This window comes from Mesorhizobium sp. WSM4935, assembly GCF_029625735.1.
GTDB lineage: Bacteria > Pseudomonadota > Alphaproteobacteria > Rhizobiales > Rhizobiaceae > Mesorhizobium.
The window spans coordinates 29,118-53,237 of sequence record NZ_JARTVR010000014.1; the positions used below are offsets into that span (position 1 = coordinate 29,118).

The 24,120-nt window shown below is 64.6% G+C and carries 25 protein-coding genes and 1 pseudogene; 17 read left to right on the forward strand and 9 right to left on the reverse strand.

Annotated elements, in window-relative coordinates:
* Positions 1–11: 11 nt before the first annotated feature.
* A complete protein-coding gene (locus P9273_RS25300; protein ID WP_278051226.1) occupies positions 12–380 on the reverse strand; it encodes a YciI family protein in 369 nt (122 codons plus the stop codon).
* 304 nt (positions 381–684) lie between these two features.
* Here P9273_RS25300 and P9273_RS25305 point away from each other — a divergent pair, with 304 nt between their 5' ends.
* The 3 genes and pseudogenes from P9273_RS25305 to P9273_RS25315 all read left to right on the forward strand — a co-directional run bounded on the left by P9273_RS25305 (position 685) and on the right by P9273_RS25315 (position 4,344).
* Complete coding sequence (locus tag P9273_RS25305; protein WP_278051227.1) at positions 685–1,644, forward strand: TAXI family TRAP transporter solute-binding subunit; 960 nt, start codon at positions 685–687, stop codon at positions 1,642–1,644.
* Positions 1,645–1,872: 228 nt separating this feature from the next.
* A pseudogene (locus tag P9273_RS25310) lies at positions 1,873–3,970 on the forward strand (TRAP transporter permease).
* Entirely contained in the window at positions 3,967–4,344 is a 378-nt protein-coding gene (locus P9273_RS25315) for a DUF1850 domain-containing protein (protein WP_040999312.1), read from the forward strand. The pseudogene P9273_RS25310 and the gene P9273_RS25315 overlap by 4 nt, the downstream one beginning before the upstream one ends.
* 27 nt (positions 4,345–4,371) lie before the next feature.
* Here the strand turns inward: P9273_RS25315 and P9273_RS25320 are convergent, their stop codons facing one another.
* On the reverse strand, positions 4,372–4,818 hold the full coding sequence (locus tag P9273_RS25320) for a thiol-disulfide oxidoreductase DCC family protein (RefSeq protein WP_278051228.1): 447 nt from the start codon (positions 4,816–4,818) through the stop codon (positions 4,372–4,374).
* A 178-nt stretch (positions 4,819–4,996) separates the two neighbouring features.
* Entirely contained in the window at positions 4,997–5,143 is a 147-nt protein-coding gene (locus tag P9273_RS25325) for a hypothetical protein (protein ID WP_108702809.1), read from the reverse strand.
* A gap of 396 nt (positions 5,144–5,539) precedes the next feature.
* Here P9273_RS25325 and P9273_RS25330 point away from each other — a divergent pair, with 396 nt between their 5' ends.
* The 3 genes from P9273_RS25330 (at position 5,540) to ligD (ending at position 9,526) form a co-directional block, all read left to right on the forward strand.
* The gene (locus P9273_RS25330) at positions 5,540–6,046 is read left to right on the forward strand and encodes a YciE/YciF ferroxidase family protein (RefSeq protein WP_040986518.1); all 507 of its coding nucleotides are present in this window, start codon (positions 5,540–5,542) and stop codon (positions 6,044–6,046) included.
* 105 nt (positions 6,047–6,151) lie between these two features.
* Positions 6,152–7,012: a non-homologous end joining protein Ku gene (gene ku, locus P9273_RS25335; RefSeq protein WP_278051229.1), complete on the forward strand. Its 861-nt coding sequence runs from the start codon at positions 6,152–6,154 to the stop codon at positions 7,010–7,012.
* 9 nt (positions 7,013–7,021) lie between these two features.
* Positions 7,022–9,526 (forward strand): DNA ligase D, encoded by a 2,505-nt coding sequence (gene ligD, locus P9273_RS25340; protein WP_278051230.1) that lies wholly within the window; start codon positions 7,022–7,024, stop codon positions 9,524–9,526.
* A 363-nt stretch (positions 9,527–9,889) separates the two neighbouring features.
* On the opposite strand, the gene P9273_RS25345 is transcribed toward ligD, so the two are convergent.
* Entirely contained in the window at positions 9,890–10,564 is a 675-nt protein-coding gene (locus P9273_RS25345) for an ArsR/SmtB family transcription factor (protein WP_278051231.1), read from the reverse strand.
* A gap of 169 nt (positions 10,565–10,733) precedes the next feature.
* Here P9273_RS25345 and P9273_RS25350 point away from each other — a divergent pair, with 169 nt between their 5' ends.
* Both P9273_RS25350 and P9273_RS25355 read left to right on the forward strand, forming a co-directional pair.
* A complete protein-coding gene (locus tag P9273_RS25350) occupies positions 10,734–11,102 on the forward strand; it encodes an NIPSNAP family protein (protein ID WP_278051232.1) in 369 nt (122 codons plus the stop codon).
* Positions 11,099–11,443, forward strand: coding sequence for an antibiotic biosynthesis monooxygenase family protein (locus tag P9273_RS25355; protein WP_278051233.1), 345 nt, complete (start codon positions 11,099–11,101; stop codon positions 11,441–11,443). Before P9273_RS25350 ends, P9273_RS25355 begins: the two co-directional genes overlap by 4 nt.
* Before the next feature lie 42 nt (positions 11,444–11,485).
* Here P9273_RS25355 and mbfA read toward each other — a convergent pair whose 3' ends face one another.
* Positions 11,486–12,469, reverse strand: coding sequence for an iron exporter MbfA (mbfA, locus tag P9273_RS25360; protein ID WP_278051234.1), 984 nt, complete (start codon positions 12,467–12,469; stop codon positions 11,486–11,488).
* A gap of 179 nt (positions 12,470–12,648) precedes the next feature.
* Between mbfA and P9273_RS25365 the strand changes: the two genes are divergently transcribed.
* On the forward strand, positions 12,649–12,972 hold the full coding sequence (locus tag P9273_RS25365) for a hypothetical protein (protein WP_040999331.1): 324 nt from the start codon (positions 12,649–12,651) through the stop codon (positions 12,970–12,972).
* Positions 12,973–13,098: 126 nt separating this feature from the next.
* On the opposite strand, the gene P9273_RS25370 is transcribed toward P9273_RS25365, so the two are convergent.
* Complete coding sequence (locus P9273_RS25370; RefSeq protein ID WP_040999333.1) at positions 13,099–13,503, reverse strand: GFA family protein; 405 nt, start codon at positions 13,501–13,503, stop codon at positions 13,099–13,101.
* Between the two features lie 35 nt (positions 13,504–13,538).
* Positions 13,539–14,498, reverse strand: a complete 960-nt coding sequence (locus P9273_RS25375; RefSeq protein ID WP_278051235.1) for a cation diffusion facilitator family transporter — start codon at positions 14,496–14,498, stop codon at positions 13,539–13,541.
* A gap of 218 nt (positions 14,499–14,716) precedes the next feature.
* Here P9273_RS25375 and P9273_RS25380 point away from each other — a divergent pair, with 218 nt between their 5' ends.
* Together P9273_RS25380 and sugE are read left to right on the forward strand one after the other, a co-directional pair.
* The gene (locus P9273_RS25380; RefSeq protein ID WP_082953831.1) at positions 14,717–14,842 is read left to right on the forward strand and encodes a hypothetical protein; all 126 of its coding nucleotides are present in this window, start codon (positions 14,717–14,719) and stop codon (positions 14,840–14,842) included.
* Between the two features lie 196 nt (positions 14,843–15,038).
* Positions 15,039–15,353 carry a quaternary ammonium compound efflux SMR transporter SugE gene (sugE, locus tag P9273_RS25385; protein WP_278051236.1) on the forward strand — a complete coding sequence of 105 codons (315 nt, stop codon included), beginning with the start codon at positions 15,039–15,041 and terminating at the stop codon, positions 15,351–15,353.
* A gap of 168 nt (positions 15,354–15,521) precedes the next feature.
* Here the strand turns inward: sugE and P9273_RS25390 are convergent, their stop codons facing one another.
* Positions 15,522–15,950 (reverse strand): DUF6481 family protein, encoded by a 429-nt coding sequence (locus P9273_RS25390; protein ID WP_040999338.1) that lies wholly within the window; start codon positions 15,948–15,950, stop codon positions 15,522–15,524.
* A 234-nt stretch (positions 15,951–16,184) separates the two neighbouring features.
* On the opposite strand from P9273_RS25390, the gene P9273_RS25395 reads away from it, so the two are divergent.
* The 5 genes from P9273_RS25395 (at position 16,185) to P9273_RS25415 (ending at position 21,297) form a co-directional block, all read left to right on the forward strand.
* Positions 16,185–17,246: an LLM class flavin-dependent oxidoreductase gene (locus P9273_RS25395; protein ID WP_278051237.1), complete on the forward strand. Its 1,062-nt coding sequence runs from the start codon at positions 16,185–16,187 to the stop codon at positions 17,244–17,246.
* Between the two features lie 105 nt (positions 17,247–17,351).
* Positions 17,352–18,521 (forward strand): AI-2E family transporter, encoded by a 1,170-nt coding sequence (locus P9273_RS25400; RefSeq protein ID WP_278051238.1) that lies wholly within the window; start codon positions 17,352–17,354, stop codon positions 18,519–18,521.
* Positions 18,522–18,610: 89 nt separating this feature from the next.
* The gene (locus P9273_RS25405; RefSeq protein ID WP_278051239.1) at positions 18,611–19,432 is read left to right on the forward strand and encodes an arylamine N-acetyltransferase family protein; all 822 of its coding nucleotides are present in this window, start codon (positions 18,611–18,613) and stop codon (positions 19,430–19,432) included.
* A 3-nt stretch (positions 19,433–19,435) separates the two neighbouring features.
* Positions 19,436–20,434, forward strand: a complete 999-nt coding sequence (locus P9273_RS25410; RefSeq protein WP_278051240.1) for an LLM class flavin-dependent oxidoreductase — start codon at positions 19,436–19,438, stop codon at positions 20,432–20,434.
* A 62-nt stretch (positions 20,435–20,496) separates the two neighbouring features.
* The gene (locus P9273_RS25415; protein WP_278051241.1) at positions 20,497–21,297 is read left to right on the forward strand and encodes an inositol monophosphatase family protein; all 801 of its coding nucleotides are present in this window, start codon (positions 20,497–20,499) and stop codon (positions 21,295–21,297) included.
* Here P9273_RS25415 and P9273_RS25420 read toward each other — a convergent pair.
* Positions 21,287–22,306 carry a LacI family DNA-binding transcriptional regulator gene (locus P9273_RS25420; RefSeq protein ID WP_278051242.1) on the reverse strand — a complete coding sequence of 340 codons (1,020 nt, stop codon included), beginning with the start codon at positions 22,304–22,306 and terminating at the stop codon, positions 21,287–21,289. The genes P9273_RS25415 and P9273_RS25420 overlap by 11 nt on opposite strands.
* A 217-nt stretch (positions 22,307–22,523) precedes the next feature.
* On the opposite strand from P9273_RS25420, the gene P9273_RS25425 reads away from it, so the two are divergent.
* Positions 22,524–24,119, forward strand: coding sequence for a sugar ABC transporter ATP-binding protein (locus P9273_RS25425; protein ID WP_278051243.1), 1,596 nt, complete (start codon positions 22,524–22,526; stop codon positions 24,117–24,119).
* The last annotated feature ends 1 nt before the right edge of the window (position 24,120 follow it).

Here is a 24,120-nt window from a genome sequence, read left to right on the forward strand (position 1 = left end):
CACAGGCTTCGCTATGCGGCGGCTATATACTCGGCCATTTCCCAGATCGGCCGCACCTCGACCGTGCCGGTGCTGGACGCGGGACAGCGCGCACCCCATTCGATGGCCGTGTCGATATCGGCCGCCTCGATCATGTAGAAGCCCGCCAACTGCTCCTTGGTGTCGGCATAGGGGCCGTCGAGCACATTGGTCTTGCCGCCGGTGAGCCGGACCGACGTGGCCGCCTGGGTCGGGCGCAGCCGCTCGCCGGCGATATACGCGCCGGATTTCTTCAGCGCCTCGGTATAGGCACCGTAAGCGGCGAGGGTCTGCTGGGTCTGCTCTTTTGGCGCGTTCGCCATCGCGGCTTCGTCATTATAGATCAAAAGCATGTATCGCATGGTCTTCTCCCGTTTCTGAAGGCCGCATCGTCGCGTGCCGACCTATGTCGTGCGGCATCGGCCGATTTCGACAGGCGTCGGAAAAATCTTTCCTCCCCAAGGCAGTCGAGCGCAAGCCGGCGCCTTCGCCGCCGCTCAACCGTTCGTCCAGATCATGATCCCAAAAAGTGGATTCCGGTTTTTGGAAAGGATCATGATCAAACAGAAAGGTTTGCAATTGCGGGTTGGCATTTGGCTCCTCCCGTCTAAACTCACGAGCTTCGCGTCGGGGAGGCGGCGCGACCGTTTCAGGAGGAGAAACCATATGCTCGATTTCAGGACGAAATTTGTTGCCGCCGGCGCCTTGGCACTGTCGCTCGGCCTCGGCATCGTGTCGGCCGGGGCGCAGGAGTTCATCAATGTGCTCACCGGCGGCACATCGGGCGTCTACTATCCGCTCGGGGTCGCCCTCTCGGAGATTTACGGCAAGGGCATTGAGGGCTCGCGCACGCAGGTTCAGGCGACCAAGGCTTCGGTCGAGAACCTCAACCTCCTGCAGCAGGGCAAAGGCGAGATCGCCTTTGCGCTCGGCGATTCGGTCAAGATGGCGGCCGAAGGCAACACCGAGGCCGGCTTCCCGGGCAAGCTCGACAAATTGCGCGGCATTGCCGCGATCTATCCCAATTACATCCAGATCGTCGCCAGCCAGGACTCCGGCATCAAGACGCTCGCCGACCTCAAGGGCAAGAGCCTGTCCGTCGGCGCGCCCGCCTCCGGCACCGAGCTCAACGCGCGCGCCATCTTCGCCGCGGCGGGGTTGAAATACGAGGATCTCGGGCGGGTCGAATACCTGCCCTTCGCCGAGTCGGTCGAGCTGATCAAGAACCGCCAGCTCGACGCCACCTTGCAGTCGGCGGGCCTCGGCGTCGCCTCCATCCGCGATCTCGCGACCTCGGTTCCGATCAACGTCGTCGCCGTGCCGGCCGAGGAGGTCGCCAAGATTGGGGCGCCCTATCTGTCCGTGGTCATCCCGAAAGGCACCTATGAAGGCCAGACGGAAGACGTCGCGACCGCCGCGGTCGGCAATTTCCTCATCACCCGCGCCGACGTCTCCGACGACACCGCCTATCAGATAACCAAGCTCTTGTTCGAGCATCTTGACCAGCTGACCGCCGCCCATGCCGCCGCCAAGGCGATCGATCCGGCCAAGGCGCTGGACGGCATGCCGGTGGCGCTGCATCCCGGCGCGGAGAAATATTACAGGGAGAAGGGTCTGCTCAAGTAGGCCTCACCATCGAGGAAGGGCTATCGCATAGCGCAGCGCCAGCCCCTCATCCGGCCGCTTCGCGGCCACCTTCTCCCCGCCGGGAGAAGAGACCGGCGCCAACGCCGACCGCCTCCTCTCCCCTCGGGGAGAGGTCAGCCGAGCGAAGCGGAGGTTGGGTGAGGGGGAGCGCCATACGCGGTTTGCCTCCCACCAACGGAGACGGTATTGCCCGCCAGGAACCCGCCAATGACCGAGACCCCGACCGTTCTTTCTCCCGTCGCCGAAGAACAGGTCGAAGGGCTGCCGCCCGGCTTCGGCGGAGGCCTCGCCGGCAAGGCGGCCTTCCTCATCGCGGTCGCTTTCTCCGTTTTCCAGATCTACATCGCCGCCTATGGCAGCCTGCCCAGCCAGGTGGTGCGGGCCATGCATGTCGGCTTCCTGCTGCTGCTCGGTTTCGCCCTGATCGCCAACTTGCGCGCCACCGGCCTGGCCGCGAAAACCGCATTCTGGACGCTCGGCGTGCTGGGCTTCGCGACCGGCCTCTACAACTGGGTCTTCTATGCCGATCTCATCCGCCGCTCCGGCTTCCTCACCACGCCGGACCTGATCGTCGGCTCGGCTCTGGTGGTGCTGGTCTTCGAGGCGGCGCGGCGGCTGATGGGCCTGCCGCTCGCGATCACCGCCTTCATCTTCCTCGCCTATTTGCTTCGTCGGCAATCATTTGCCGCCGCCCTTCATCCATCGCGGCTATGATTTCGCGCAGCTGGTGGACACGTTCGCCTACGGCACTGAAGGCATATACGGCACGCCCGTCTATGTCTCGGCCGCCTATATCTTCATCTTCGTCGTCTTTGCCGCCTTCCTCGAACGTGCAGGCATGATCGCGCTGTTCAACGATTTCGCGCTCGGCCTCGTCGGGTCATGGCGCGGCGGCCCGGCCCAGGTCTGCGTGCTGTCCTCCGCGCTGATGGGCACCATCTCCGGTTCGGGCGTCGCCAACGTCGTCGCCAGCGGACAATTCACCATTCCGCTGATGAAGCGCTTCGGCTTCCGCTCCGCCTTTGCCGGCGCGGTCGAGGCGACCTCCTCGATGGGCGGCCAGATCATGCCGCCGGTGATGGGCGCCGTCGCCTTCATCATGGCCGAGACGCTGAACATCCCTTACGCCGAGGTCGTCAAGGCGGCGATCATCCCGGCGCTGCTCTATTTCGGCGCCTGCTTCTGGCAGGTGCATCTGGAGGCCGGCAAAGCCGGCCTGCGCGGCATGGCCAAGGCCGAGCTTCCCAATCCGTGGGAAGCCGTGCGAAAGCACTGGCCGCTCGTGCTGCCGCTCGCCGTGCTGGTCTACCTGCTGTTTGCCGGCTACACGCCGATCTTCGCCGGCACGATGGGCCTCGCGCTGACCATCGTGCTCATCCTCGGCACGCCGCTGGCGGCGTTGATCGGACCGCTCGCCTTTCGCTTCGTCTTCTGGCTGGCGCTCGGGCTTGCCGCCGCGTCCTTCTTGCGCTTCGGCGTCAACGTGCTGGGTCTCGTCATCGCGGCGCTCGTCGTCGCCTGCCTTGCCTTCAAGGGCGGGCGCGAGACGCTGCGCATCTGCGTCGACTCGCTTGCCGAAGGGGCAAAGAACGCGCTCCCCGTCGGCATCGCCTGCGCCATCGTCGGCATCGTCATCGGCACACTGACGCTCACCGGCATCGCTTCCACCTTCATCGGCTGGATCATCTCCATCGGCGAGAACAATCTGTTCCTGTCGCTGGTGCTGACCATGCTCACCTGCCTGGTTCTCGGCATGGGCATTCCGACGATCCCGAACTACATCATCACCTCCTCGCTTGCCGGCCCGGCGCTGCTGTCGCTCGGCGTGCCGCTGGTGGTGAGCCACATGTTCGTCTTCTATTTCGGCATCATGGCGGATCTCACCCCGCCGGTGGCGCTTGCCGCCTTCGCCGCCGCGCCCATGGCGAAGGAAAGCGGATTCAAAATCGGCATCCAGGCGACCAAGCTCGCCATTGCCGGGTTCGTCGTGCCGTTCATGGCCGTCTACACGCCGGCGCTGATGCTGCAGGACGCCGGCCCGATCGCCGCCTCGTTCGGCTATCCCGTCGAGGTCGCCTATATCGTCGTCAAGGCCTGCACGGGCATTGTGCTCTGGGGCGCCGCAGCCGTTGGCTTCCTCGCCCGCCGCATGGCCTTGTGGGAGCGCCTGATCGCTTTCTGCGCCGGCCTGCTCCTGGTGGCCGCATTGCCGCTCACCGACGAGACCGGCTGGGTGCTGGGGCTGGCGTGGATCGCCTGGCACTGCTGGCGTGCCCGCCGGATGCCCACGGCCGGCGCCGCATGAGCCTGTGCATCCTCGCCGCCGGCAAGACGGTGACGCTCGCCGTCGCCGCCTTCACGCTCTCCTGGACGCATTCGGTGGAACGGATACGCTGGCAGGAGGATTGGAAAGTGTCGCCGGCCGGACTGCAGTTGGTGCAGGCGCGGGTCAAGGGCTCCGGCGCCGGCATGGAGCCGCCCGAGGGCGCGGTGCTGCGGGACGGCTGGTGGATCTATGTGCCGCGGATCGGACCCCAGCCGCGTCTCGTGCTCGCGGCGTCCGGCGCCACCGGGAAAGGCTGGACGCTGTGCACGGCCTCGGGCTGCCGGGAACTGGGCGAGACGGCCGGCGAACCCACCGTGCTCGAACCATGCGCCGGCTCGAGCCAGCCGCGGTAGCGCACGATCAGCCCGGCCACCCCGCCGTCAGCCGATCAGCCGCTCCCGCAACTCGGCCGAAGGTATCTCGCAACTGCCCTTCCGGCCGAACAGCGCGTAGCGGTTCCTGGCGACGCGGTCGTAGAGCCAGTCGCGCAGAGGCCGCGGCAGGATGAGCAGCGCCTTCGCCGCGCGCCACGGCCAGCCGAGCGCGGCCATGACCGCGACGAAGCTGTCGAGCTTGGTGAAGGCCGCGCCGTCGATGATGGCGAGGTTGCTGTCGTAATCGTCGGTCGGCAGGCCATGCCTGCGAAACAGCGCCTCGCCGAGCGGGGACTGCGCCGTGGCGAAGCGGAAGCGCTTTTCCCGGTCGAGCCTGAGGATGAGCTGGACGAAGCCCGAGCAGAACACGCAGACGCCGTCGAAGACGATCAGCGGTTGGCGCTCGTCATAGGCCTGGCGCGGCAAGGTGGGACGTTCGGGCAGGTCGGTCATGGCGGCCCCGGCTGCTTGTGCCTTTAGACACTAAGCCAGCCGGCGGCGGCGTCAAAGTCGGGGCGTTGTCCCACGCCAGTCGGCGGCGAGCACGAGGCGCTCGGCGCGATAAGTGGTGGCGCGCTGGTCGGCGGCCGGCCGGCAGATGCGGCTGTGGTGGGCGCGCAGGCGGGTCATGTCAGTTCGCGCTGACGCCCAGCGAGTTGCCGCGGCGCGCGCAGGCCGGACCCGGGCCGCGCATGTAGTAGCGCTCCGGCCGGTAGGTCGGCGCGACGAATTCGCGAATGGCGGCGGCGTAGCCGGCGATATGATTCCAGAAGTTCATTTTACCTGTCCCTGTCCCGCTTTCGGATGTCCCGTCCGAATTGTTCGAGAGCATAGCGTCGAGGCGTGAATAGTCGGTGAACGCGATGTTAATTTCTGGTCCGAAAGTCGTTGCATCATGGCCGGATTGCGGCTGATTCGCGGTGTTTCGGTGCCTTTCGTCGCCTTTCCGCTCCATGTGACTTTTGCATCACATATGTTTCGTTCCGATGTCGCTTGGCGGCGCTTCTGTTTCATCTTTGCCCGACGACCGGAAATTTCCCTTCGCACGCCCGGGCGGCCAGGAACCTGTCACGAAAGGCGACGTTGACCCTGCAAGGTCGGGTGAACCCCGCCGTGTTGACGGCTGCCCGCCGCGCAACTTCCACACAAAGCGAAACAGGAAAGGTAAACCGCCATGGGCTTCTTTTCGAAAGATATCAAGACGCTGGACGATCTCTTCATCCACACGCTGCGCGACATCTACTATGCCGAGAAGCAGATCGAGAAATCGCTGCCGAAGATGATCGACAAGGCGACCGATCCGCAACTGAAAGCCGGCTTCGAGAAGCATCTCACCCAGACCAAGGGTCATATCGAACGGGTCGAGCAGGTGTTCGAACTGCACGGCGTGAAGGCCAAGACCGTCAACTGCCCGGCCATCGACGGCATCCTCGAAGAGGCCGATGAAGTCAGCGGCGACGTCGAGGACAAGGAGGTCCTCGATGCCGCGCTGATCGCCTCCGCGCAGGCCGTCGAGCATTATGAGATAACGCGCTACGGCACGCTGATCGCCTGGGCCAAGCAGCTCGGCCGCAGCGACTGCGCCAACGTGCTGGCCAAGAACCTTAAGGAAGAAGAGGCGACCGACCGCAAGCTCACCGAGATCGCCGAAAGCAAGGTCAACCTGCAGGCGGCCGAGTAGCAGGGCTCGTGTAAGGCCGGTGCGCCGTGCGTCGGCCTTCATGTCCGGGAACCGAAGCGGCGTTCCGGCCGTTTCGGTTTGTCCCGATGCCTCAAGGAGTTCGTCATGGCGCCGCGCCCCGCCTGGAGCGGTTATCTCAAGCTTTCACTGGTCACCTGCGCCATCGAACTGAGCAACGTCGTAACCCACGCCGAAAAGGTGTCCTTCCACATCCTCAACCGCAAGACCGGCAACCGGGTCCGGCGTGTCTATGTCGACCAGAAAAGCGGCAAGCCGCTGGAAGAGGATGAGGAGGTCAGGGGCTTCGAAATCGGCAAGGACGAATTCATCCGCATCGAGGACGAGGACATCGAGGCGGTCCAGATCGAGTCCTCGCACACGCTCGACCTCGACGGTTTCGTCGACAAATCCTCGATCGACCAGGTCTATCTCGACACGCCCTACTATGTTTCGCCGGCTGACAAGGTGTCGGAGGAGGCTTTCGCCGTCATTCGCGATGCCCTTGCCGAGAAGAAGATGGCCGGCCTCGCCCGCATCGTGCTTTATCAGCGCGAGCGCCCGGCGGTGATCGAGCCGTTCGGCAAAGGCATGCTGCTGACGACGCTGCGCTATGGCGATACGGTGCGCGATGCGTCCGGAGTCTTCGCCGATATCCAGTCCGTAAAGCTGGACGGCGAGATGGTCGAGCTGGCCGAGCATATCATCGACAGGAAGAAGGCGAAGTTCGATCCGGCCAAGTTCAGGGACAGGTACGAGGAATCGCTGCTTGAGCTGGTCCGCTCCAAGAAGGCTGGCGGAAAGGCGCCAAAGGCCAAGGCATCGCCGAAACCATCCAATGTGGTCAATCTGTTCGACGCGCTGAAGAAGAGCCTCAACGCGGATGACGACAAAGCCGGCAAAGCCTCGTCCAAGGCGCCGGCCAAACGGGCGAAGGCCAAGGCCGCGCCGAAGCGCAAGTCCGCGTAGGAGCCCGCAATGGCCAGCCTCGAACAGTATCACGCCAAACGCGATTTCAAGAAAACCGCGGAGCCGGCCGGCAAGGTGAAGCGCGGCAAGCAGGGCGGCGGCATCTTCGTCGTCCAGAAGCATGCAGCGACGCGGCTTCACTACGATTTCCGCCTTGAGCATGACGGCGTCCTATGGAGCTGGGCGGTGACGCGGGGCCCGAGCCTCGATCCGCATGAAAAGCGGCTGGCTGTGCATGTCGAGGATCATCCGATCGACTATGCCTCCTTCGAGGGCACCATTCCGAAAGGCCAATATGGCGGCGGTTCGGTCCTGGTCTGGGACGAAGGCAGATGGACGCCGGATAGCGATCCGGCCAAGGGCATGAAGAAGGGCCATATCGACTTCGAACTCGAAGGCCACAAGCTCAACGGCCGCTGGCATCTGGTCAGGCTGAAGCCCCGCCCCGGCGAGAAGCGCGACAACTGGCTGTTGATCAAGTCCAGCGATGCCGCCGCCCGGCCGGGCGGGGATATTCTCAAGGAGGAGCCGAAATCGGTGAAGTCCGGACTGACCATCGAGGAGATCGGCGAGGGCAAGACCGCCAAGGGCGAGAAGCCGAAGGTCTGGCAGTCGAACAGGCCGGCCAAAACCAAGGCCGGGCAGGCCAGGCGCCTCGAATTCATCGAACCGCAATTGGCGACGCTGGAGAAGAACGCGCCGTCCGGCGACGACTGGCTGCACGAAGTGAAGTTCGACGGCTACCGCATGCAGGCGCAGATCGAAGGCAGCGAGGTCAGGCTGCTCACCCGCGCCGGCCTTGACTGGACGGAGAAGTTCGAGGGGCCGGTCACCGCGGCGCTGGCCAAATTGAAATGCCGCGACGCCATCATCGATGGCGAGGTCGTGGTGCTGGCCGACAGCGGCGTGTCGTCCTTCCCGATGCTGCAGGCGGACCTGTCGGCCCGCCGCGCCGACCGCTTCATCTATTATGTCTTCGATCTGATGCGCCTCGACAGCGAGGATTTGCGCCGCGAGCCGCTGGTCGAGCGCAAACAGGCGCTGGCTGAACTGTTGGGCAAGCAACCTGAGGATTCGGCGCTGCGCTTCAGCGATCATTTCCACGAGCCCGGCAAGGTGATGCTGCAGCATGTCTGCCGCATGGGCCTTGAAGGCGTGGTGTCGAAGCGCGCCGACGCGCCGTATCGCAGCGGGCGGGGACTGACCTGGATCAAGTCGAAATGCACGCTCAGGCAGGAATTCGTCATCGGCGGCTATCTGCCCTCGGACAAGACGGGGCGGGGCGTGCGCTCGCTGCTCGTCGGCTTCAACGAAGGCGGCAAGCTGCACTATGCCGGCCGCGTCGGCACCGGCTTTTCCGGCAAGGTGATGACGGATTTGAAAAAGAAGCTCGACAGCCTCGAGACGGACACATCGCCCTTCTCGGCCGCCGTGCCCAAGGGCAAGGGTCTCACCTTCGTCAAGCCCGAACTTGTCGGCGAGGTGGAGTTCCGCAGCTGGACATCCGACCGTATAATCCGCCACGCCTCGTTCCAGGGACTGCGCGAGGACAAGCCGGCGGAGGAAGTTGTGCAGGAACAGCCGAAGCAAGCCGGCAAGGCCGAGAGCGAAGTGAAAGCGGCAAGCGGTAAGACCGCGCCAAAATCGGCCGGAACGGCCAAGACCTCGATAAAACTCTCGCATCCCGACAAGCTGCTATGGCCCGACGAGAAGGTTTCGAAACGGGACCTGCTCGATCACTATGCGCTGGTCTGGCCGCGCATGGAGGAATTCGTCGTCAACCGGCCGTTAAGCCTGGTGCGGGCGCCGGACGGCATTCACGGCCAGCGTTTCTTCCAGAAACACGCATCGCCAGGCATGAGCGACAAGATCGCCAGGATGAAGGATCCGACCGATGGCGAGGAGATCCTCTACATCAAGGATTTCGACGGGCTTGCGGCACTGGTCCAGTACGGGGTGGTCGAGGTCCACATCTGGGGCTCGACGATCGATGAGCTGGAAAAGCCGGACCAGATCATCTTCGACCTCGATCCGGACGAAGGCATCGACGTCAGCCGCGTGCGCGAGGCCGCGCTCGACATCCACAAGCAGCTCGACGAATTGTCGCTGCCCAACCTGGTCAAGACCTCCGGCGGCAAAGGCTATCACGTGCTGGTGCCGCTGAAGCCTTCGGCGGAGTGGGACGAGGTCAAGGATTTCGCCCATGATTTTGCCCGCGCCCTGGAGCAGGCGGCGCCCGACCGCTACACCGCGACATTGTCGAAGAAGGCGCGCACCGGAAAGATCTTCGTCGACTATTTGCGCAATGGCCGCGGCGCGACCACCGTCGCGCCCTATTCCTCGCGCGCCAAGAAGGGCGCCACGATATCGATGCCGGTGACCTGGCCGGAGATCGAGAAGGGCCTCGCGCCGAACGCCTTCCCGCTTGGCGATAAGACGACGCTGGCACAGTTGAAGAAGGCCGATCCGTGGAAGGAGTTCTTCAAACTGGGGAAGGCATTGAAGCGGAGTTAGCTAGCGCAACGAGCGTCGCGATCCTTCGCGCCCCCTCCTGCCCTGCCGGACATGTCCTCGCTTTGTCTACGCTGTGCGCCGTATCTTTGTGACGGGCGTGACTGATCAGGCCTTAGCTTGATTGCCACGTGGCTCCCCAATCCATCGCTGCTTCGCAGCGCCACCTTCCCCCCTCCGGAGGGAAAGGAAGCGAGCACTGGACGAGCGTTGACGGCAAAAAACTTGGCGCCTTTCCTCTACCCCGTTCAATCGGGGGAGGTGGCTCGGCGAAGCCGATACGGAGTGGGGGTCGACCAGTGCTACATTGGACAATGCATGCACCAAGCTGCCGTGCTGTCCCGCCAGCACAAAGAGATTGGCCGCCTAGGAGAGAAACACCCTCTCGAACGCCTGCCTTCCCTTCGGCGAGAACACCACGGCGCGGCTGTCCTTTTCGCGTCGCGCCCAGTTTTCGGCGATGATCTTGTCGAGGATGGCGGCGCCAAGCATGCCGGCGAGATGCGATCGCCGCACGCTCCAGTCGAGGCAGGCGCGGCACACCGGCCGCCGCGCCTTGGCTTGGGTATCGATGCCGAGCGCGGAAAAATGCGAGGCGCCGGCTGACGTGAGCCTGATCTCATTGCCCTCGCGCAGCAAAAGCTTCCTGTCGAACAGCCGGTCGAGCATCGCCACCGCCTGCTCGCCGGCGAGGTGGTCGTAGCAGACCCGCGCAACGCGCATGGCCGCATCGCGCGGACCGGGGCGCACCCGTTTCGGACCGACCGCCTCGGCGACGCCGATGATCGCTTCGATCATGCCGGCCACCTGCGCGCTGGCAAGCCCGTAATAGCGATGGCGGCCTTGGCTCGCCAAGGTCAGCAGCCCGCCATCCATCAGCTTCGACAGATGCGAGGAAGCGGTGGGCAGCGACACGCCGGCTTCCAGCGCCAGTTCCGAGGCCGTCAGCGCCGTGCCGCCCATCAGCGCGTTCAGCATATTGGCGCGGGCAGGGTCGCCGACCAGGCTGGCGATGCGGGCGATATCGGGTCCTTCACGCATGGTTCGATACTCATCGAAGCATTCTCGTCAGGAAAGCATTATTCTGGCGCCATCACAAGCAGTCCGGGCAAACACTCCTGACAGGAGGATGCCTAGCACAGAAGCGCAAGCGATGTTTCGATCACGGTCGAAGCATCGATGGCGGAACCCAACCGGCCAGGAGACCGACATGACCATAACCTGCTTCATCCGTTACGAGATCGACCCGTTCGGCAAGGCGGCCTTCGAGCAATATGCGCGCGCTTGGGGCCAAGCCATTCCGCGCTGCGGCGCCGAACTGATCGGCTACTACGCGCCGCATGAAGGCTCGGCCACCACGGCCTACGCCGCCTACAACATCGAGAGCCTCGCGGCCTATGAAGCCTATCGCGCCCGGCTTGCCGCCGACCCGGTCGGCAAGGCAAACTATGAGTTCGCGCGGCGCGAGAAATTCATCCTCAAGGAAGACCGCGTCTTCCTGAAGCTGGTGTCCGGCCCGCATGGTCCAAGGCAGCTTTTTCGCACCGACGTGACCGTCAAGGAAGGAATAGAGGCATGATCGCTGTCATCTTCGAGGTTGAGCCGGCGGAAGGGAAGCGCGATGCCTATCTCGGCATCGCCGCCGAACTCAAGCCGCTGCTCGAGAACATCGACGGCTTCATCTCGGTCGAGCGCTTCCAGAGCCTGACCGATCCGAAGCGCGTGCTGTCGCTGTCCTTCTGGCGCGACGAGGAAGCGGTGAAGGCCTGGCGCAACACCGGGGAGCACCGCCAGGCGCAGCAGGCCGGCCGCGGCGGCATCTTTGCCGGCTATCGTCTGCGCATCGCCCATGTGGTGCGCGACTACGGGCTGACGGAAAGGGCGGAAGCGCCGGCGGATAGTAGGGCGGTGAATGGGTGAAGCGCGGCTCTCCCTTCTCCCACAAGGGGAGAAGGAGAAGAGCTACGCATTCCCGATCAGCACGCCCGCGCCGAAGACCAGCGCGCCGCCCAGTACCACCTGGAAGGCGGCGCGCCAGAAGGGCGTCTGCATGTAGCGGTTCTGGATGAAGGCGATCGCCCAGAGCTCGAAGAACACCACGATCGCCGCGACGATCGTCGCCGTCCAGAAGTAGGGAATGAGATAGGGCAGCGCGTGGCCGAGCCCGCCCAGCGTCGTCATGATGCCGACGGTCAGCCCGCGCTTCACCGGCGAGCCGCGGCCGGACAGCTTGCCGTCGTCGGAGGCGACTTCGGTGAAGCCCATCGAGATGCCGGCGCCGATCGAGGCGGCGAGGCCGACGAGGAAAGTCTGGAATGTCGCATGGGTGGCGAAGGCGGCGGCGAAGATCGGCGCCAGCGTCGACACCGACCCGTCCATCAGCCCGGCCAGCCCGGGCTGCACATAAGTGAGGATGAACTGGCGCTGCTCGGCCGTCGCCTCCTCCACCTTGACCGTGCCCGGCACATGCTCCTGCTCCAGTTCATGCGCCGAGCTCTCATGGCCTTGCTCGGCCACGGCGAGATCGTCGAGCAGCTTTCGCGTCGAGGCGTCGGTAGTGCGCTTGGCCGCCTCGACATAGAAGCGATAGGCCTGCCGCTCCATTTCCTCGGCCTGCCGCCGCACGTGCTCGATGCCGAGCGGCTTCACCAGCCAGTCGGGCTTGCGCTCGAAATAGCCTTTGACGTGCTCCCGCCGAATCAGCGGGATGCGCTCGCCGAAGCGCTTGCGGTAAAGCTCGATGAGCGAATCGCGGTGGCCGTCCTCCTCCTCGGCCATCGCCTCGAACACTTTTGCCGATCGCGGAAAGTCTTCCGCCAGGCCATCGGCATAGGCGCGGTAGATGCGCCCGTCATCCTCCTCGGACGAGATCGCCAGCGCCAGGATCTCCTGCTCCGACAGCGAATCGAAGGAACGGCGGCCGAAGCCGAAAACACGGGAAAGCATGATGGGATCACTCTAGTTTAGAATCGTTCTAAACTAGGATCTTGGCTGCCGGGCGTCAATCGCCAGTGCCGTCGATGCGCTCGCGAATGGTTGATCCAGCGCGTCCGGGCCGCCCTTCATTATTGCCGAATGTTTGCCTATATGGGCAGCATCAGCCGAAATTGAAGGAGACCAACCGAATGACGGACAAGAAGCCTCCGCACGCATTCGATGCCAAGCCCGTTCTTGATCTCATCGCCAGCATCGAGGCCGACCTGCAGCGCCTCAAGGGTCTGGTCGAGCAGCAGATCGAAAAGTTCGATCCCGCCAATCCGCACAACAAGACGCCCGACGGCAAGCTCACCGAGGAAGGCGTCGAGTGCTGCTACCGCATGTTCGATGAGGGCAAGTCGCGCTACACCGTCGCCCAGCAGATGAAGATTTCCTTCGCCGCCGCCACGCACCGCTTCAACAATTGGCGCAAGCTCGGCGGCAGCAAAAGGACGAAGACGCTCTTGGGGTGAAGGGGTGGTCCTTCACTTGGTGAGGGTGTCGAGCGAGCGCAGGTGAGCCCCGCAAGGCGGCCAAAAGCGACGGCGGGCGTTTGCTAAATCCCGAGGTCTGAGGACAGCCCCGCCCGGCATGTGGCCCTACTGCTCCTCGATCGTCGTCATGCCTTCGAATTCCGGCAGCCAATGCAGCGCCGAGCGGTGCCAGACCTGTCTTCTCGGAACGAGATCCTCGCGCTGGCGCGCTGTGCCGACCCTGATGCCATAGATTTTCGGTCCATCGCCAACCGAGGTGGCATAGAGATGCGATCCGCATTCGCCGCAAAAGGCCTGCGCGCGCTTGGCGCCGCTGGATCCGGTCTTGATATAGACCTTCGGCGTGCCCTTGGTAATCCGGTAGTGCTCTTCTGACGCCCCCACGGTCACGCGAAAGGCCGTTCCCGTCAGTTGCTGGCAATCCGTGCAATGGCAGATCGAGGTCTTCTCGGGATCGACCTCCGCCTCATAGGTGATCGCGCCGCAATGGCATCCGCCGTCGATCTTCATTGGCCGTTCTCCTCACGAACCTCGCTTCGTTCAACCTAACTCTCGTCCGAAGCCTCGGCCATGGCCTTGCGCCGCTGCTCCCATGTGCCAGTGGCCTGCGGCTTGACGAACAGCCTCGAGATTTGCGGCATTTCCTTCTTGAGCCTTGCTTCCAGGCGCTCGACGCAGGCTTCGATCTCGGGCGCGGTGAGATGATCCTCGAATTCGATGCTCAAGCCCGCGACGATCTCCTCGGGACCGATATGGACGCTCAATATGCCGTTCGCCCGCTGCACCGCCGGATCATCCTGAGCGATCGCCAGGACCTGGCGCTGCACGTCCGGGGAGGCGGGCTCGCCCATGAGCAGCCCCTTGCTCTCGCGCGCCAGGAACACCGCGGTCGCCCCGAGGATGATTGAAATGCCGATCGAGCCGACGCCGTCGAGCTCAGGGATTTCGAGAAGTTCGGCGGATAGGATGCCGGCGAAGGCGACGACGAGCCCAAGCAGCGCGGCGCTGTCCTCGAACAGCACCGTATAGACGCTGGGGTCCTTGCTGCGGCGCACCGCCTGGAACCAGCCCTGCTTGCCCTTCTGCTGCCGAAACTCCTTCAGCGCGACCAGCCATGAGCTGCCCTCGAAGAGGAAGGAGAGGCCAAGCACGATGTAGTTGACCTTGACGTTGACGACCGGTTCGGGCGCCATGATGTGAATGACGCCCTCGTAGAAGGAAACGCCGGCGCCGAGCGCGAACACCAGAAGTGCCACGATGAAGCTCCAGAAATAGAGCTCCCGCCCATGGCCGAGCGGATGCGTGCGGTCGGGCGGCCGCGCGGCGCGATGCATGCCGTAGAGGAGCAGCGTGCCATTGCCGGTGTCGACCAGCGAATGCACACCTTCCGACAGCATGGCGGACGAACCGGTGAAGGCTGCCGCCGCGAATTTGGTGAGCGCGATCGCCAGGTTGCCGGCGAGCGCGGCGTAGATCACCCGTCTCGATCCGCTATGTCCTGCCATCCGATCTCCCGACGCGCCCCAGCCCCAGGGGACACTGAAACTCCACAGACAATGCGCCAGGCAATCGGAAGTTCAAGCAATAGCTATGCGCTTGAGCCGGCTAGCGTAGGGAAACCGGTTGACAGCCGGCCGGCCGGCTTCGCAAAGCGGCACAGCCTCTTGCAGTCCGGCATTTCTCTTGTTTCACTTGGATTGCCCACAAACCGGAGGAGCGAATCATGGCAAAAGGTGCGATGAAGGCGGGCAAGGAACCCCGCAAGCCGAAGAAGGATGCCAAGAAGCCCGCCGCGGCCCCGGCTCCGAAGGCGCCGCCGGTCAAGGCGATGCGCATCAAGGAAAAGTAAGCGGCCGGATTCGGTCGGCCCCGCTCGATCCTCGCTTGAACCGGCAGCATGGCCGTGCTGCCGGCGTTTTGTTGATCGGGAAACAGGGGCACCCTATATCCAAGCGGCGAGGACGACCTCGCTTCCCCGAAGAACCGGCCGGGACGACCCGCCACACCCAGCATCTCAACCGATGCTGGAATGACGGAGCGCTTAGATGTCCTGGATCTTTCTTTTCTTCGCCGGCCTGTTCGAGATCGGCTGGGCGATCGGCCTCAAATACACCGACGGCTTCTCCAAGCCGCTGCCGACCCTTCCCACCATCGCCTCGATGATCGTCAGCCTCGGCCTGCTCGGCCTGGCGCTGAAGACGCTGCCCGTCGGCACCGCCTATGCGGTGTGGACCGGCATCGGCACCGTCGGCACGGCGCTGCTCGGCATCTGGCTGCTCGGCGAACCGGCGACCGCGGTGCGGCTCGCCTGCATCGGCCTGATCGTTTGCGGCATCGTCGGCCTCAAACTGGTGGCCTGAACAATTCCAGGCACAAACACGTTCAGGGCCGCTTTCGGCGACCCTGACCTTATTGTTCCGACGAACCCGAACTTAGAGCGGTTCAACGTTCACACGCCGAACCGCTCTAAGTCTTGGTTTTGCGCAATTCCGAACGGAAAACCGCTACGCACTTTTCCTGGAATTGCTTTAGCGGGCGGAGAAGCCCGGAGGCGTCCTGCCGACGCGCGCCTTGCGGGCGGCGTAGCGTGCGTCACGCTTGGCCTTGCGCGCCGCTTCCTCGGCGAGCTCGATCGCGATGCGCTCGGCTTCCTCGGCCTCGCGGCGCCTGGCCTCTTCGGCCGCCGCGGCTTCAGCCGCAAGACGCGCCGCTTCGGCAATCGCCTCGCGCTCGGCCTTCTCGGCCGCTTCACGCGCCAGCTTTTCCTGCTTCAGTCTTGCCTTTTCAGCCTCGCGGATGGCGCGGGCCTCGAGGATTGCCTTGCGTTCGGCCTGGCGGGCGAGCACGGCCGGATCATCCGCCGCCGGTCTTGCCTTGAAGCGCTCGAGCAGCGCCTTCTTTGCCTCGTTCGCGGCGTTGCGCCGCTCGAAAATGTCTTTTTCCCTGTAGATAGCCAAGTGCACTTCCCTGCAGTCTATTTGCGAGGCTTACATACGCGCGAAAGCTGCGAGTTCAAGCGCCAAAACGGTATGCCAGCCATGAAAAATCCGGGCTTGTTGCCGCAGAGATACGGCATGGCGATGGGGCGATGCACTGTTCACAGATCGCGCGTCTGGCGGGTGGCAGGGCGGATCGTTACCTCTAGCGCCGACAAGCAACATCCACACGAACGCCCTTTAGGACGCAACCAGATGGAACTCGGTCTTTATACTTTCGCCGATGTCAGCCCGGAGCCCGGTCCCGGCGCCATCGGCCCGCATGAGCGGCTGCGCAATCTCATCGAGGAAATCGAGCTGGCCGACCAGGTCGGGCTCGACGTGTTCGGCCTCGGCGAGCATCACCGCCCCGACTACGCGGCCTCGGCACCTGTGGTGGCGCTGGCCGCGGCGGCAGAGCGCACGAAGCGCATCAAGCTCACCAGCGCGGTCACCGTGCTCTCCTCCGACGATCCGGTGCGCGTCTTCCAGCAATTCGCGACACTCGATCTTCTGTCCGGCGGCCGCGCCGAGATCATGGCCGGGCGCGGCTCCTTCATCGAATCCTTCCCGCTGTTCGGCTATAACCTCGAGGACTATGACGAGCTCTTCGCCGAAAAGCTCGACCTGCTTTTGGCCATCCGCGACCAGGTGAAGGTGACGTGGCAGGGTAAGCTGCGCGCGCCGATCAACGGCCGCGGCGTCTATCCGCGTCCGTTGCAGGAAAAGCTGCCGATCTGGATCGCCATCGGCGGCACGCCGCAATCGGCCGCTCGCGCCGGCGTGCTAGGCCTGCCGCTGGCGCTTGCCATCATCGGCGGCGAGCCGGCCCGTTTCGCGCCGCTGTTCCAGATCTATCGCGAGGCGGCAAAGCGCGCCGGCATCGATCCGGCCTCGCTTGCCACCAGCATCAACGTGCACGGCTTCATCGCCGAGACGATCGAGCAGGCGGCCGACGATTTCCACGGCCCGCAGGCCGAAGTGATGAACCGCATCGGCCGCGAGCGCGGCTGGGGTCCGACCTCGCGCGCCCATTTCGACCAGGCGCGCGGGCCGAACGGCGCGCTGTTCGTCGGCAATCCTGAAGCGGTGGCGGAAAAGATCGTCGCCCAGCACAAGATCTTCGGCAATGACCGCTTCCTGCTGCAGATGGCGATCGGCACCATGCCGCACGCCAAGATCATGAAGGCGATCGAGCTCTACGGCACCAGGGTGGCGCCGATCGTGCGCAAGGAGACCGCTAAGGGGGCATCCGCCGCGCCGGCGCCGGCCGCCTGAGCAGCTGCACACCAAGGGCGTCTGTGACCACCGGCTAACGGAACCTTGGCGCGGCAAGCACGTTTCCCCGTCGATTGCACCGGTCGCGGTGCCTGAGGGGAACCGATGAAAGCCGAACCGATCGCTTCCGGCGCGAGGGTTGCCGAAAGCGCTGACACGCGCGCCGAGGCGCGGGCGGACATGCGCCTGATGCGGTCGCTGGTGATCGGGATCTTCATTCTGATGACCACCGCGGCGCTCTATTTCGCCCGTGCCTTCTTCATGCCGGTGGTGCTGGCCTTCCTGCTGGCGCTGACGCTGACGCCGATCGTGCGTTTCCTGCGCAAGCGCGGTATCTCGGAGGTTATTTCGGCGACGCTGCTGGTGCTGCTGTCGATCTTCATCTTCGCCGCCGCGGGCTATCTGCTCAGCGGTCCGGTCATCGACCTCATCAACAACTCCTATTCGATCGGCCAACAGCTGACGGAACGGCTGGCGCCGTTCCGGCGACCCCTCGAACGGATGATGGATCTCGCGCATCAATTGGAGGGGCTGACCGAGACGTCGCAGGAGCCGGGCGTGCAGCGGGTGGCGGTGGCGCCGTCCGGGATCCTGTCCTCGGCGGCGAGCAACATCCTGGAAGCCGGCACCTCCATCACCATCGTCTTCGTGCTGTCGCTGTTCCTGCTCGCCTCCGGCACGCTGTTCTATGAGAAAATCGTCCAGTCCTTCACCAGCATGAGCCAGAAGAAGCGGGCGCTGCGCATCGTCTATGACGTCGAGCGCGAGATTTCGCACTATCTGCTCACGGTCTCCGTCATCAATGTCAGTCTCGGCACGGTGATCGGGCTGGGCCTGTGGGCGCTCGGCATGCCCAATCCACTGGTCTGGGGGGCGATGGCGGCATTGCTCAATTTCCTACCCTATGTCGGCGCGCTGATGACCGTCCTGATCGTCGCGATCATCGCGCTGATCAGCTTCGACACGATCGCCTATGCGCTGCTGGCGCCGGCCTTCGTGGTGTTGTGCGACATCGTCGAAGGCCAGTTCGTGACCCCTACGGTGGTCGGGCGGCGCCTCGAGATCAATGCGGTGGCGATCTTCATCGCCATCGCCTTCTGGTCCTGGCTGTGGGGCTTCGTCGGCGCGCTGATGGCGGTGCCGCTGCTGGTCGTCATCAAGGTTTTTTGCGACCATTTCGAAAGCCTGGCCCCGGTCGGCAATTTCCTGGCGGCGCAGCACACGACCGTCGTTGACGACGAGTCGGCCGAGAACAACCACAATCACGCGGCCTGAGGCTGGCCCAATCTCAAACCTCTGCCATCGTTTGCGGCACCGGTGACCAGTGCCTATATCGGACCGATCAAGCCGGACCTGTCTCCCGAATGAGCGACTTCGATCTCGATGGCTATTTTGCCCGCATCGGTTATGACGGACCGGCCGACGCTTCGCTCGCCGCCCTCCAGGCGCTGCACGCCGCGCACCCGCGGGCGATCCCGTTCGAGAACATCGACGCCTTGATGGGCGTTTCGGTCGGCCTCGACGTGGCTTCGCTGCAGGACAAGATTTATCGCCAGGGCCGCGGCGGCTATTGCTTCGAGCACAATCTGATCTTCATGCATGCGCTCGACGCGCTGGGCTTCACCGTCGGCGGACTTGCCGCCCGCGTGCTTTGGGGCCAGCCGGATGACGCCGTCACCGCGCGCAGCCATATGCTGCTTCGCATCGAACTTGGCGGCAGTACTTACATAGCCGATGTCGGCTTCGGCGGCCTGACGCTGACGGCGCCGCTGCTTTTGCAACCCGGGCTGGAGCAGCAGACGCCGCACGAAACCTTCCGCCTTGTCGAGACCGGCGGACAATTCCGCCTGCAGGCCGAGATCGGCGGTGATTGGCGCACGCTCTATCGCTTCGACATGAGCGAGGCCTATGAGGTCGACTACCGGGTCGCCAGCCATTTCCTCTCGACCCATCCAAGCTCGCATTTCCTGTCGACGCTGGTCGCCGCGCTCGCCTTGCCCGACCTGCGCTATGCGCTGCGCAACAACCGGCTGTCGACGCATCATGCCGGCGGCCGCAGCGAGCAGCGCGAGATCGCGACGGCTGCCGAACTCGCCGACGTGCTGGAGGACCAGCTCGCCATCGTCATTCCCGACCGCGCCGCCTTCGAGGCGAGGCTGCGGGAAAAACGCATCGTGGAGACCTGACCCATGACGGACCTTTCGGTTCTCGACCTGTCGCCGATCACGCAAGGCAGCACCGCCTCGCAGTCGCTTGCCAATTCGCTCGACCTCGCCCGCCATGCCGAGCGCCTGGGCTACCGGCGCTATTGGCTCGCCGAACACCACAACATGCCGGGCATTGCCAGCGCGGCAACATCCGTCGTGATCGCGCATGTCGCCGGCGGCACCAAGACGATCCGCGTCGGCGCCGGCGGCATCATGCTGCCCAACCATGCGCCGCTGGTGATCGCCGAGCAGTTCGGCACGCTGGCCGCTCTTTTCCCCGGCCGCATCGACCTCGGCCTCGGCCGCGCGCCGGGCACAGACATGCTGACCGCGCGGGCGCTGCGCCGCAACCTCGAAAACGCCGACAATTTCCCGCAGGACGTGGTCGAGCTGATGGGCTATTTCCAGCCGGCCGAGGAAGGCCAGCGCATCCGCGCCGTTCCGGGCGAGGGCCAGACCGTGCCGGTCTGGATTCTCGGCTCCAGCCTCTATGGCGCGCAGCTCGCCGCGCTTCTCGGCCTGCCCTACGCCTTCGCCTCGCATTTCGCGCCGGCCGAGCTCGACCATGCGCTGGAGGTTTATCGCACGCGCTTCCAGCCGTCGGCCGAGCTCGAAAAGCCCTATGTCATGCTCGGCCTGAATGTCTTTGCAGCACCCACGGATGCCGAGGCGAGGCTGCTGTTCAGCTCGCTGCAGCAGGCCTTCGTCAATCTGCGCAGCGGCCGGCCCGGCCAGTTGCCGCCGCCGGTCGAGAATTACGACCGCGATCTCGATTCCGTCGCGAAGACCATGCTCGCCCAGGCGCTGTCCTGCGCCGTCGTCGGCTCGCCGGAAACGGTGCGCCAGGGCCTCCACGCCTTCATACGCCGCACCGGCGCCGACGAATTGATGGTAACCGCGCAGTGCTTCGACCACGCGGCGCGCGTCCGGTCCTTCGAGATCCTCGCCGACGTGCACAAATCGATGTCGAAGGCGGCCTGACGGCGCCATGGCTTCTGATATGCTCGTCTGCTAAGGGCCCTCCTCGAACGTGAGCGCTGGCTGTGACTCATGACCTCGATAACCGCATGCATTTCGCCATCGACCTGGCGCGGCGCGCCGGCGAGCTGGGGCTCAAATATTTTCGCGACCTCGACAATCTGGCCGTCGAGAGCAAGGGCCATCAGGACCTGGTGTCCGAGGGCGACCGCGAGGTCGAGCTGTTCATCCGCGCGGCGATCGCCGAGGCCTATCCGCAAGACGGCATCGTCGGCGAGGAGCATGCGGCGGTCACCGGAACAACCGGTCATGTCTGGGTGATCGATCCGATCGACGGCACGGCCAATTTCGTGCGCGGCATTCCCGCCTGGTGCGTGGTGATCGCCTGCGCCAGGAATGGCGAGACGATTGTCGGGGTCATCCACGAACCCTCGACCGGCGAGACGTTCTACGGCCGCCTGGGCGGCGGCGCCTTCCTCAACGGCAAGCCGATCAAGGCCAGCGATGCGGCCTCGCTGTCCGAGGGCGCCGTCGGCACCGGCCTTTCCAACCGCGCCTCGACCAAGAATGTCGTCATTCTTATCAGCCTGATCATGGCCGAGGGCGGCGTCTTCTACCGCAATGCCTCGGGCGCGCTGATGCTTGCCTATGCTGCTTCCGGCCGGCTGCTCGGCTATATCGAGGAGCACATGAATCCCTGGGACTGTCTCGCCGGCATGCTGCTGGTCGAGGAGGCCGGCGGCAGGGTGCTCAAGGCCGATCCGAAAACGGTGGTCAGCCAGGGCACGCAAGTGATCGCCGGCGGCAAGCACATCTTCTCCAGGCTGCAACTGCTTGGCGAGAGTTCCTTCTTGCCTACGCGCTGACGCTCTGCGCGACCGGGCCGAGCGGCCGGCAGGAATTGCGGATCATCAGCCGGCCCTTCAGCACGAGCTTTCGCGGCGGCGCGTCGCGGTTGCCGGCCAGCCGGTCGAGCAGGAGGTTTGCCGCCTGCTCGCCGATCGCCTGCACCGGCTGCGCCACCGTGGTCAGCTGCGGCACGAACACGTCCGACCAGGGAAAATCGTCGAAACAGGCGACCGAAATGTCCTCGGGGCAGCTGAGGCCGATATCGCGGATCGCCTTCATGGTGCCGATCACCATCGGATTGTTGGCCGAGAAGATCGCGGTCGGCCGGTCGTGCAGTGACAAGAGCTGCATGGTCGCGTTGTAGCCGTCGATCTCGTGGAAATTGCCGGAGCGTATGAGCTCCTCCGTCACCGGCAGGCCGGCCGCCTGCAGCGCCTCGCGGTAGCCGATCATGCGGTCATGCATGGGGGATATGTCGGATGTGCCGGTGATGTAGCCGATGCGCCGGTGGCCAAGATGGATCAGATAGGTGACTGCGTCGAACACGGCGCGCTGGTTGTCCAGCACCACCGCGTCGGTGTCGACGCCTTCGCAGAGGCGGTCGAGCAGCACCACCGGCACATTTGCGTCCTCGACGATGCCTTTCAGAATGCCGCCGTCGCCGACGCGCGCCACGATCAGCCCGTCGACCATGCGGTCGAGCAAAAGCCGGATCTGCTCGTCCTGCGTGTTCAGGTCCTCGTCCGTGCAGCATAGCATGACGGCATAGCCGGCACGGTCGAAAGCCTGCTGGATGACCGAGACGACATCGGTGAAGAACGGGTTGGTGATGTGCGGCACGGTGAGGCCGATGGTGCGCGTAGTGCCCATCTTCAGGCTGCGGGCGATGGCATTGCGCTTATAGCCGATATCGCGGATCGCCTGCTCGATGCGCTGGGTCAGCTCGGGGCTGACGGTTGCCGTGCCGTTGAGCAATGCCGACACTGTGGCGACCGACACACGCGCCGCCTCGGCTACGTGCAGCATGGTCGGCGCCGTGGATTTCCGCTGTTTTTTCCGTCCTGACGCCGTCATTTTCGAAACGTTTAGCCACCCTTATTTGGCTAAACCTACGTAAACCCGGCATTTTTCGCAAGAATTGAATTGCATCAATCCTCAGCAGCCAGATAGGCGCTTGACACATTCGAAACGTTTAGATTAGCGTCGGTCAATCGAAGACGACGGAGGGAGGCCGTCCTTTGCCATGCAGCGCGCTGGCCCCATCACGACGGAAAACATGGCGGCCGACGGTCCAGCCGTCGTCCTGGGCGCGACCGGCATTTCCAAGCGATTTGGCGGCATCACCGCGCTGTCCGATGTGAAGCTCGACCTCAGGCCCGGCGAGGTGCATGCGCTGATGGGCGAGAACGGCGCCGGCAAGTCGACGCTGATGAAGATCCTCTCGGGCGTCTACACGGATTACGAAGGAGCTGTTGCCCTCGATGGGCAGACGGTTCATTTCACCGGTGTCCGCGACGCCGAGGACGCCGGCATCGCCATCATCCACCAGGAGCTCAACCTCGTCCCCGAGCTCAGCGTCGCCGACAACATCTTCCTCGGCCGCGAAAAGCTGATCGCCGGGCTGGTCGTCGACCGCAAGGCGAGCAGCCGCGCGGCAAAAGCGCTGCTGCAGCGTCTCGGCATCGAGCTCGATCCGGAAGCGCGAGTCGGCACGCTGAGGGTCGGCGAGCAGCAGCTGGTGGAGATCGCCAAGGCGCTGTCGAAATCGGCGCGCATCCTGATCATGGACGAGCCGACCTCGGCGCTGTCGTCGGCCGAGTGCGAGCGGCTGTTCCGCATCATCCGCCAGCTCGCCGCGAGCGGCGTAGCGATCGTCTACATCTCGCACCGCATCGACGAGGTCATGCATCTGGCAAGCCGGGTGACGGTGCTGCGCGACGGGCGCCATGTGTTGACGCAGGACATGGCGGCACTGAACGAAGACGCCATCATCTCGGCCATGGTCGGGCGCGACCTTCTGGCGTCCTCCGATCACGAGCGCGGCAGCGGCGGCAAGGTGGTGCTGTCGGTCAGGGACCTGTCGCTGTCCAAGCCCGACCGGCATGGCTGGCGCAGGGTGATCGACGGCGTCGGCTTCGACCTTGCGGCCGGCGAGATCCTCGGCATAGGCGGGCTGCTTGGGTCCGGCCGCACCGAAATCCTGGAGGCGATCTTCGGCTCCAGCGACGGCCGCACCGGCGGCGAGATCAAGCTCGACGGCGTGCCGGTCGAGATCGGCTCGCCGCGCGAGGCGCGCCGGCTCGGCATCGCCCTGGTGACCGAGGACCGCAAGACGCAAGGCCTGCATCTCAAGGCCTCGATCACCGACAATGTCGCGCTGCCGCTGGTCGGCGCGCTGGCCCGCTTCGGCTTGCGCTCGCGCTCGGGCGAACAAGGCCTGGCGCGAGAGGCGGTTGGCGCGCTTGGCATACGCTGCGAAAGCATCGAGCAGGCCGCCGGCACGCTGTCGGGCGGCAACCAGCAGAAGGTGGTGATCGGCAAATGGCTGGCGACGCGGCCGCGCGTGCTTCTGCTCGACGAGCCGACGCGCGGCATCGATGTCGGCGCCAAGCGCGAAATCTACGATCTCATCTTCAAGCTCGCCGGCGACGGGCTGGCGATCGCCGTGATCAGCTCGGAACTGCCCGAGCTCCTGCATCTGGCCGACCGCATCCTGGTCATGGCGGAGGGCCGCCAGCGCGGAATCCTGTCCCGCGCCGAGGCCAGCGAGGAGGCGATCATGCGGCTTGCCGCGCCGCGACTTGCCACATCAAGACGGGCTACGAGACCTGCCGCATGAA

What these genes read in the sequence shown, in the direction of transcription:
- P9273_RS25395 (WP_278051237.1), top strand. Translation starts at nt 16,185, where the DNA reads ATGGAACTCGGTCTTTATACTTTCGCCGATGTCAGCCCGGAGCCCGGT.
- P9273_RS25370 (WP_040999333.1), bottom strand. Translation starts at nt 13,503, where the DNA reads ATGAAGATCGACGGCGGATGCCATTGCGGCGCGATCACCTATGAGGCG.
- P9273_RS25425 (WP_278051243.1), top strand. Translation starts at nt 22,524, where the DNA reads ATGCAGCGCGCTGGCCCCATCACGACGGAAAACATGGCGGCCGACGGT.
- P9273_RS25325 (WP_108702809.1), bottom strand. Translation starts at nt 5,143, where the DNA reads ATGAACTTCTGGAATCATATCGCCGGCTACGCCGCCGCCATTCGCGAA.
- P9273_RS25345 (WP_278051231.1), bottom strand. Translation starts at nt 10,564, where the DNA reads ATGCGTGAAGGACCCGATATCGCCCGCATCGCCAGCCTGGTCGGCGAC.
- P9273_RS25300 (WP_278051226.1), bottom strand. Translation starts at nt 380, where the DNA reads ATGCGATACATGCTTTTGATCTATAATGACGAAGCCGCGATGGCGAAC.
- P9273_RS25400 (WP_278051238.1), top strand. Translation starts at nt 17,352, where the DNA reads ATGAAAGCCGAACCGATCGCTTCCGGCGCGAGGGTTGCCGAAAGCGCT.
- P9273_RS25375 (WP_278051235.1), bottom strand. Translation starts at nt 14,498, where the DNA reads ATGGCAGGACATAGCGGATCGAGACGGGTGATCTACGCCGCGCTCGCC.
- P9273_RS25350 (WP_278051232.1), top strand. Translation starts at nt 10,734, where the DNA reads ATGACCATAACCTGCTTCATCCGTTACGAGATCGACCCGTTCGGCAAG.
- sugE (WP_278051236.1), top strand. Translation starts at nt 15,039, where the DNA reads ATGTCCTGGATCTTTCTTTTCTTCGCCGGCCTGTTCGAGATCGGCTGG.
- mbfA (WP_278051234.1), bottom strand. Translation starts at nt 12,469, where the DNA reads ATGCTTTCCCGTGTTTTCGGCTTCGGCCGCCGTTCCTTCGATTCGCTG.
- P9273_RS25365 (WP_040999331.1), top strand. Translation starts at nt 12,649, where the DNA reads ATGACGGACAAGAAGCCTCCGCACGCATTCGATGCCAAGCCCGTTCTT.
- ku (WP_278051229.1), top strand. Translation starts at nt 6,152, where the DNA reads ATGGCGCCGCGCCCCGCCTGGAGCGGTTATCTCAAGCTTTCACTGGTC.
- P9273_RS25355 (WP_278051233.1), top strand. Translation starts at nt 11,099, where the DNA reads ATGATCGCTGTCATCTTCGAGGTTGAGCCGGCGGAAGGGAAGCGCGAT.
- P9273_RS25405 (WP_278051239.1), top strand. Translation starts at nt 18,611, where the DNA reads ATGAGCGACTTCGATCTCGATGGCTATTTTGCCCGCATCGGTTATGAC.
- P9273_RS25420 (WP_278051242.1), bottom strand. Translation starts at nt 22,306, where the DNA reads ATGCTGCACGTAGCCGAGGCGGCGCGTGTGTCGGTCGCCACAGTGTCG.
- P9273_RS25320 (WP_278051228.1), bottom strand. Translation starts at nt 4,818, where the DNA reads ATGACCGACCTGCCCGAACGTCCCACCTTGCCGCGCCAGGCCTATGAC.
- ligD (WP_278051230.1), top strand. Translation starts at nt 7,022, where the DNA reads ATGGCCAGCCTCGAACAGTATCACGCCAAACGCGATTTCAAGAAAACC.
- P9273_RS25330 (WP_040986518.1), top strand. Translation starts at nt 5,540, where the DNA reads ATGGGCTTCTTTTCGAAAGATATCAAGACGCTGGACGATCTCTTCATC.
- P9273_RS25305 (WP_278051227.1), top strand. Translation starts at nt 685, where the DNA reads ATGCTCGATTTCAGGACGAAATTTGTTGCCGCCGGCGCCTTGGCACTG.
- P9273_RS25315 (WP_040999312.1), top strand. Translation starts at nt 3,967, where the DNA reads ATGAGCCTGTGCATCCTCGCCGCCGGCAAGACGGTGACGCTCGCCGTC.
- P9273_RS25410 (WP_278051240.1), top strand. Translation starts at nt 19,436, where the DNA reads ATGACGGACCTTTCGGTTCTCGACCTGTCGCCGATCACGCAAGGCAGC.
- P9273_RS25380 (WP_082953831.1), top strand. Translation starts at nt 14,717, where the DNA reads ATGGCAAAAGGTGCGATGAAGGCGGGCAAGGAACCCCGCAAGCCGAAG.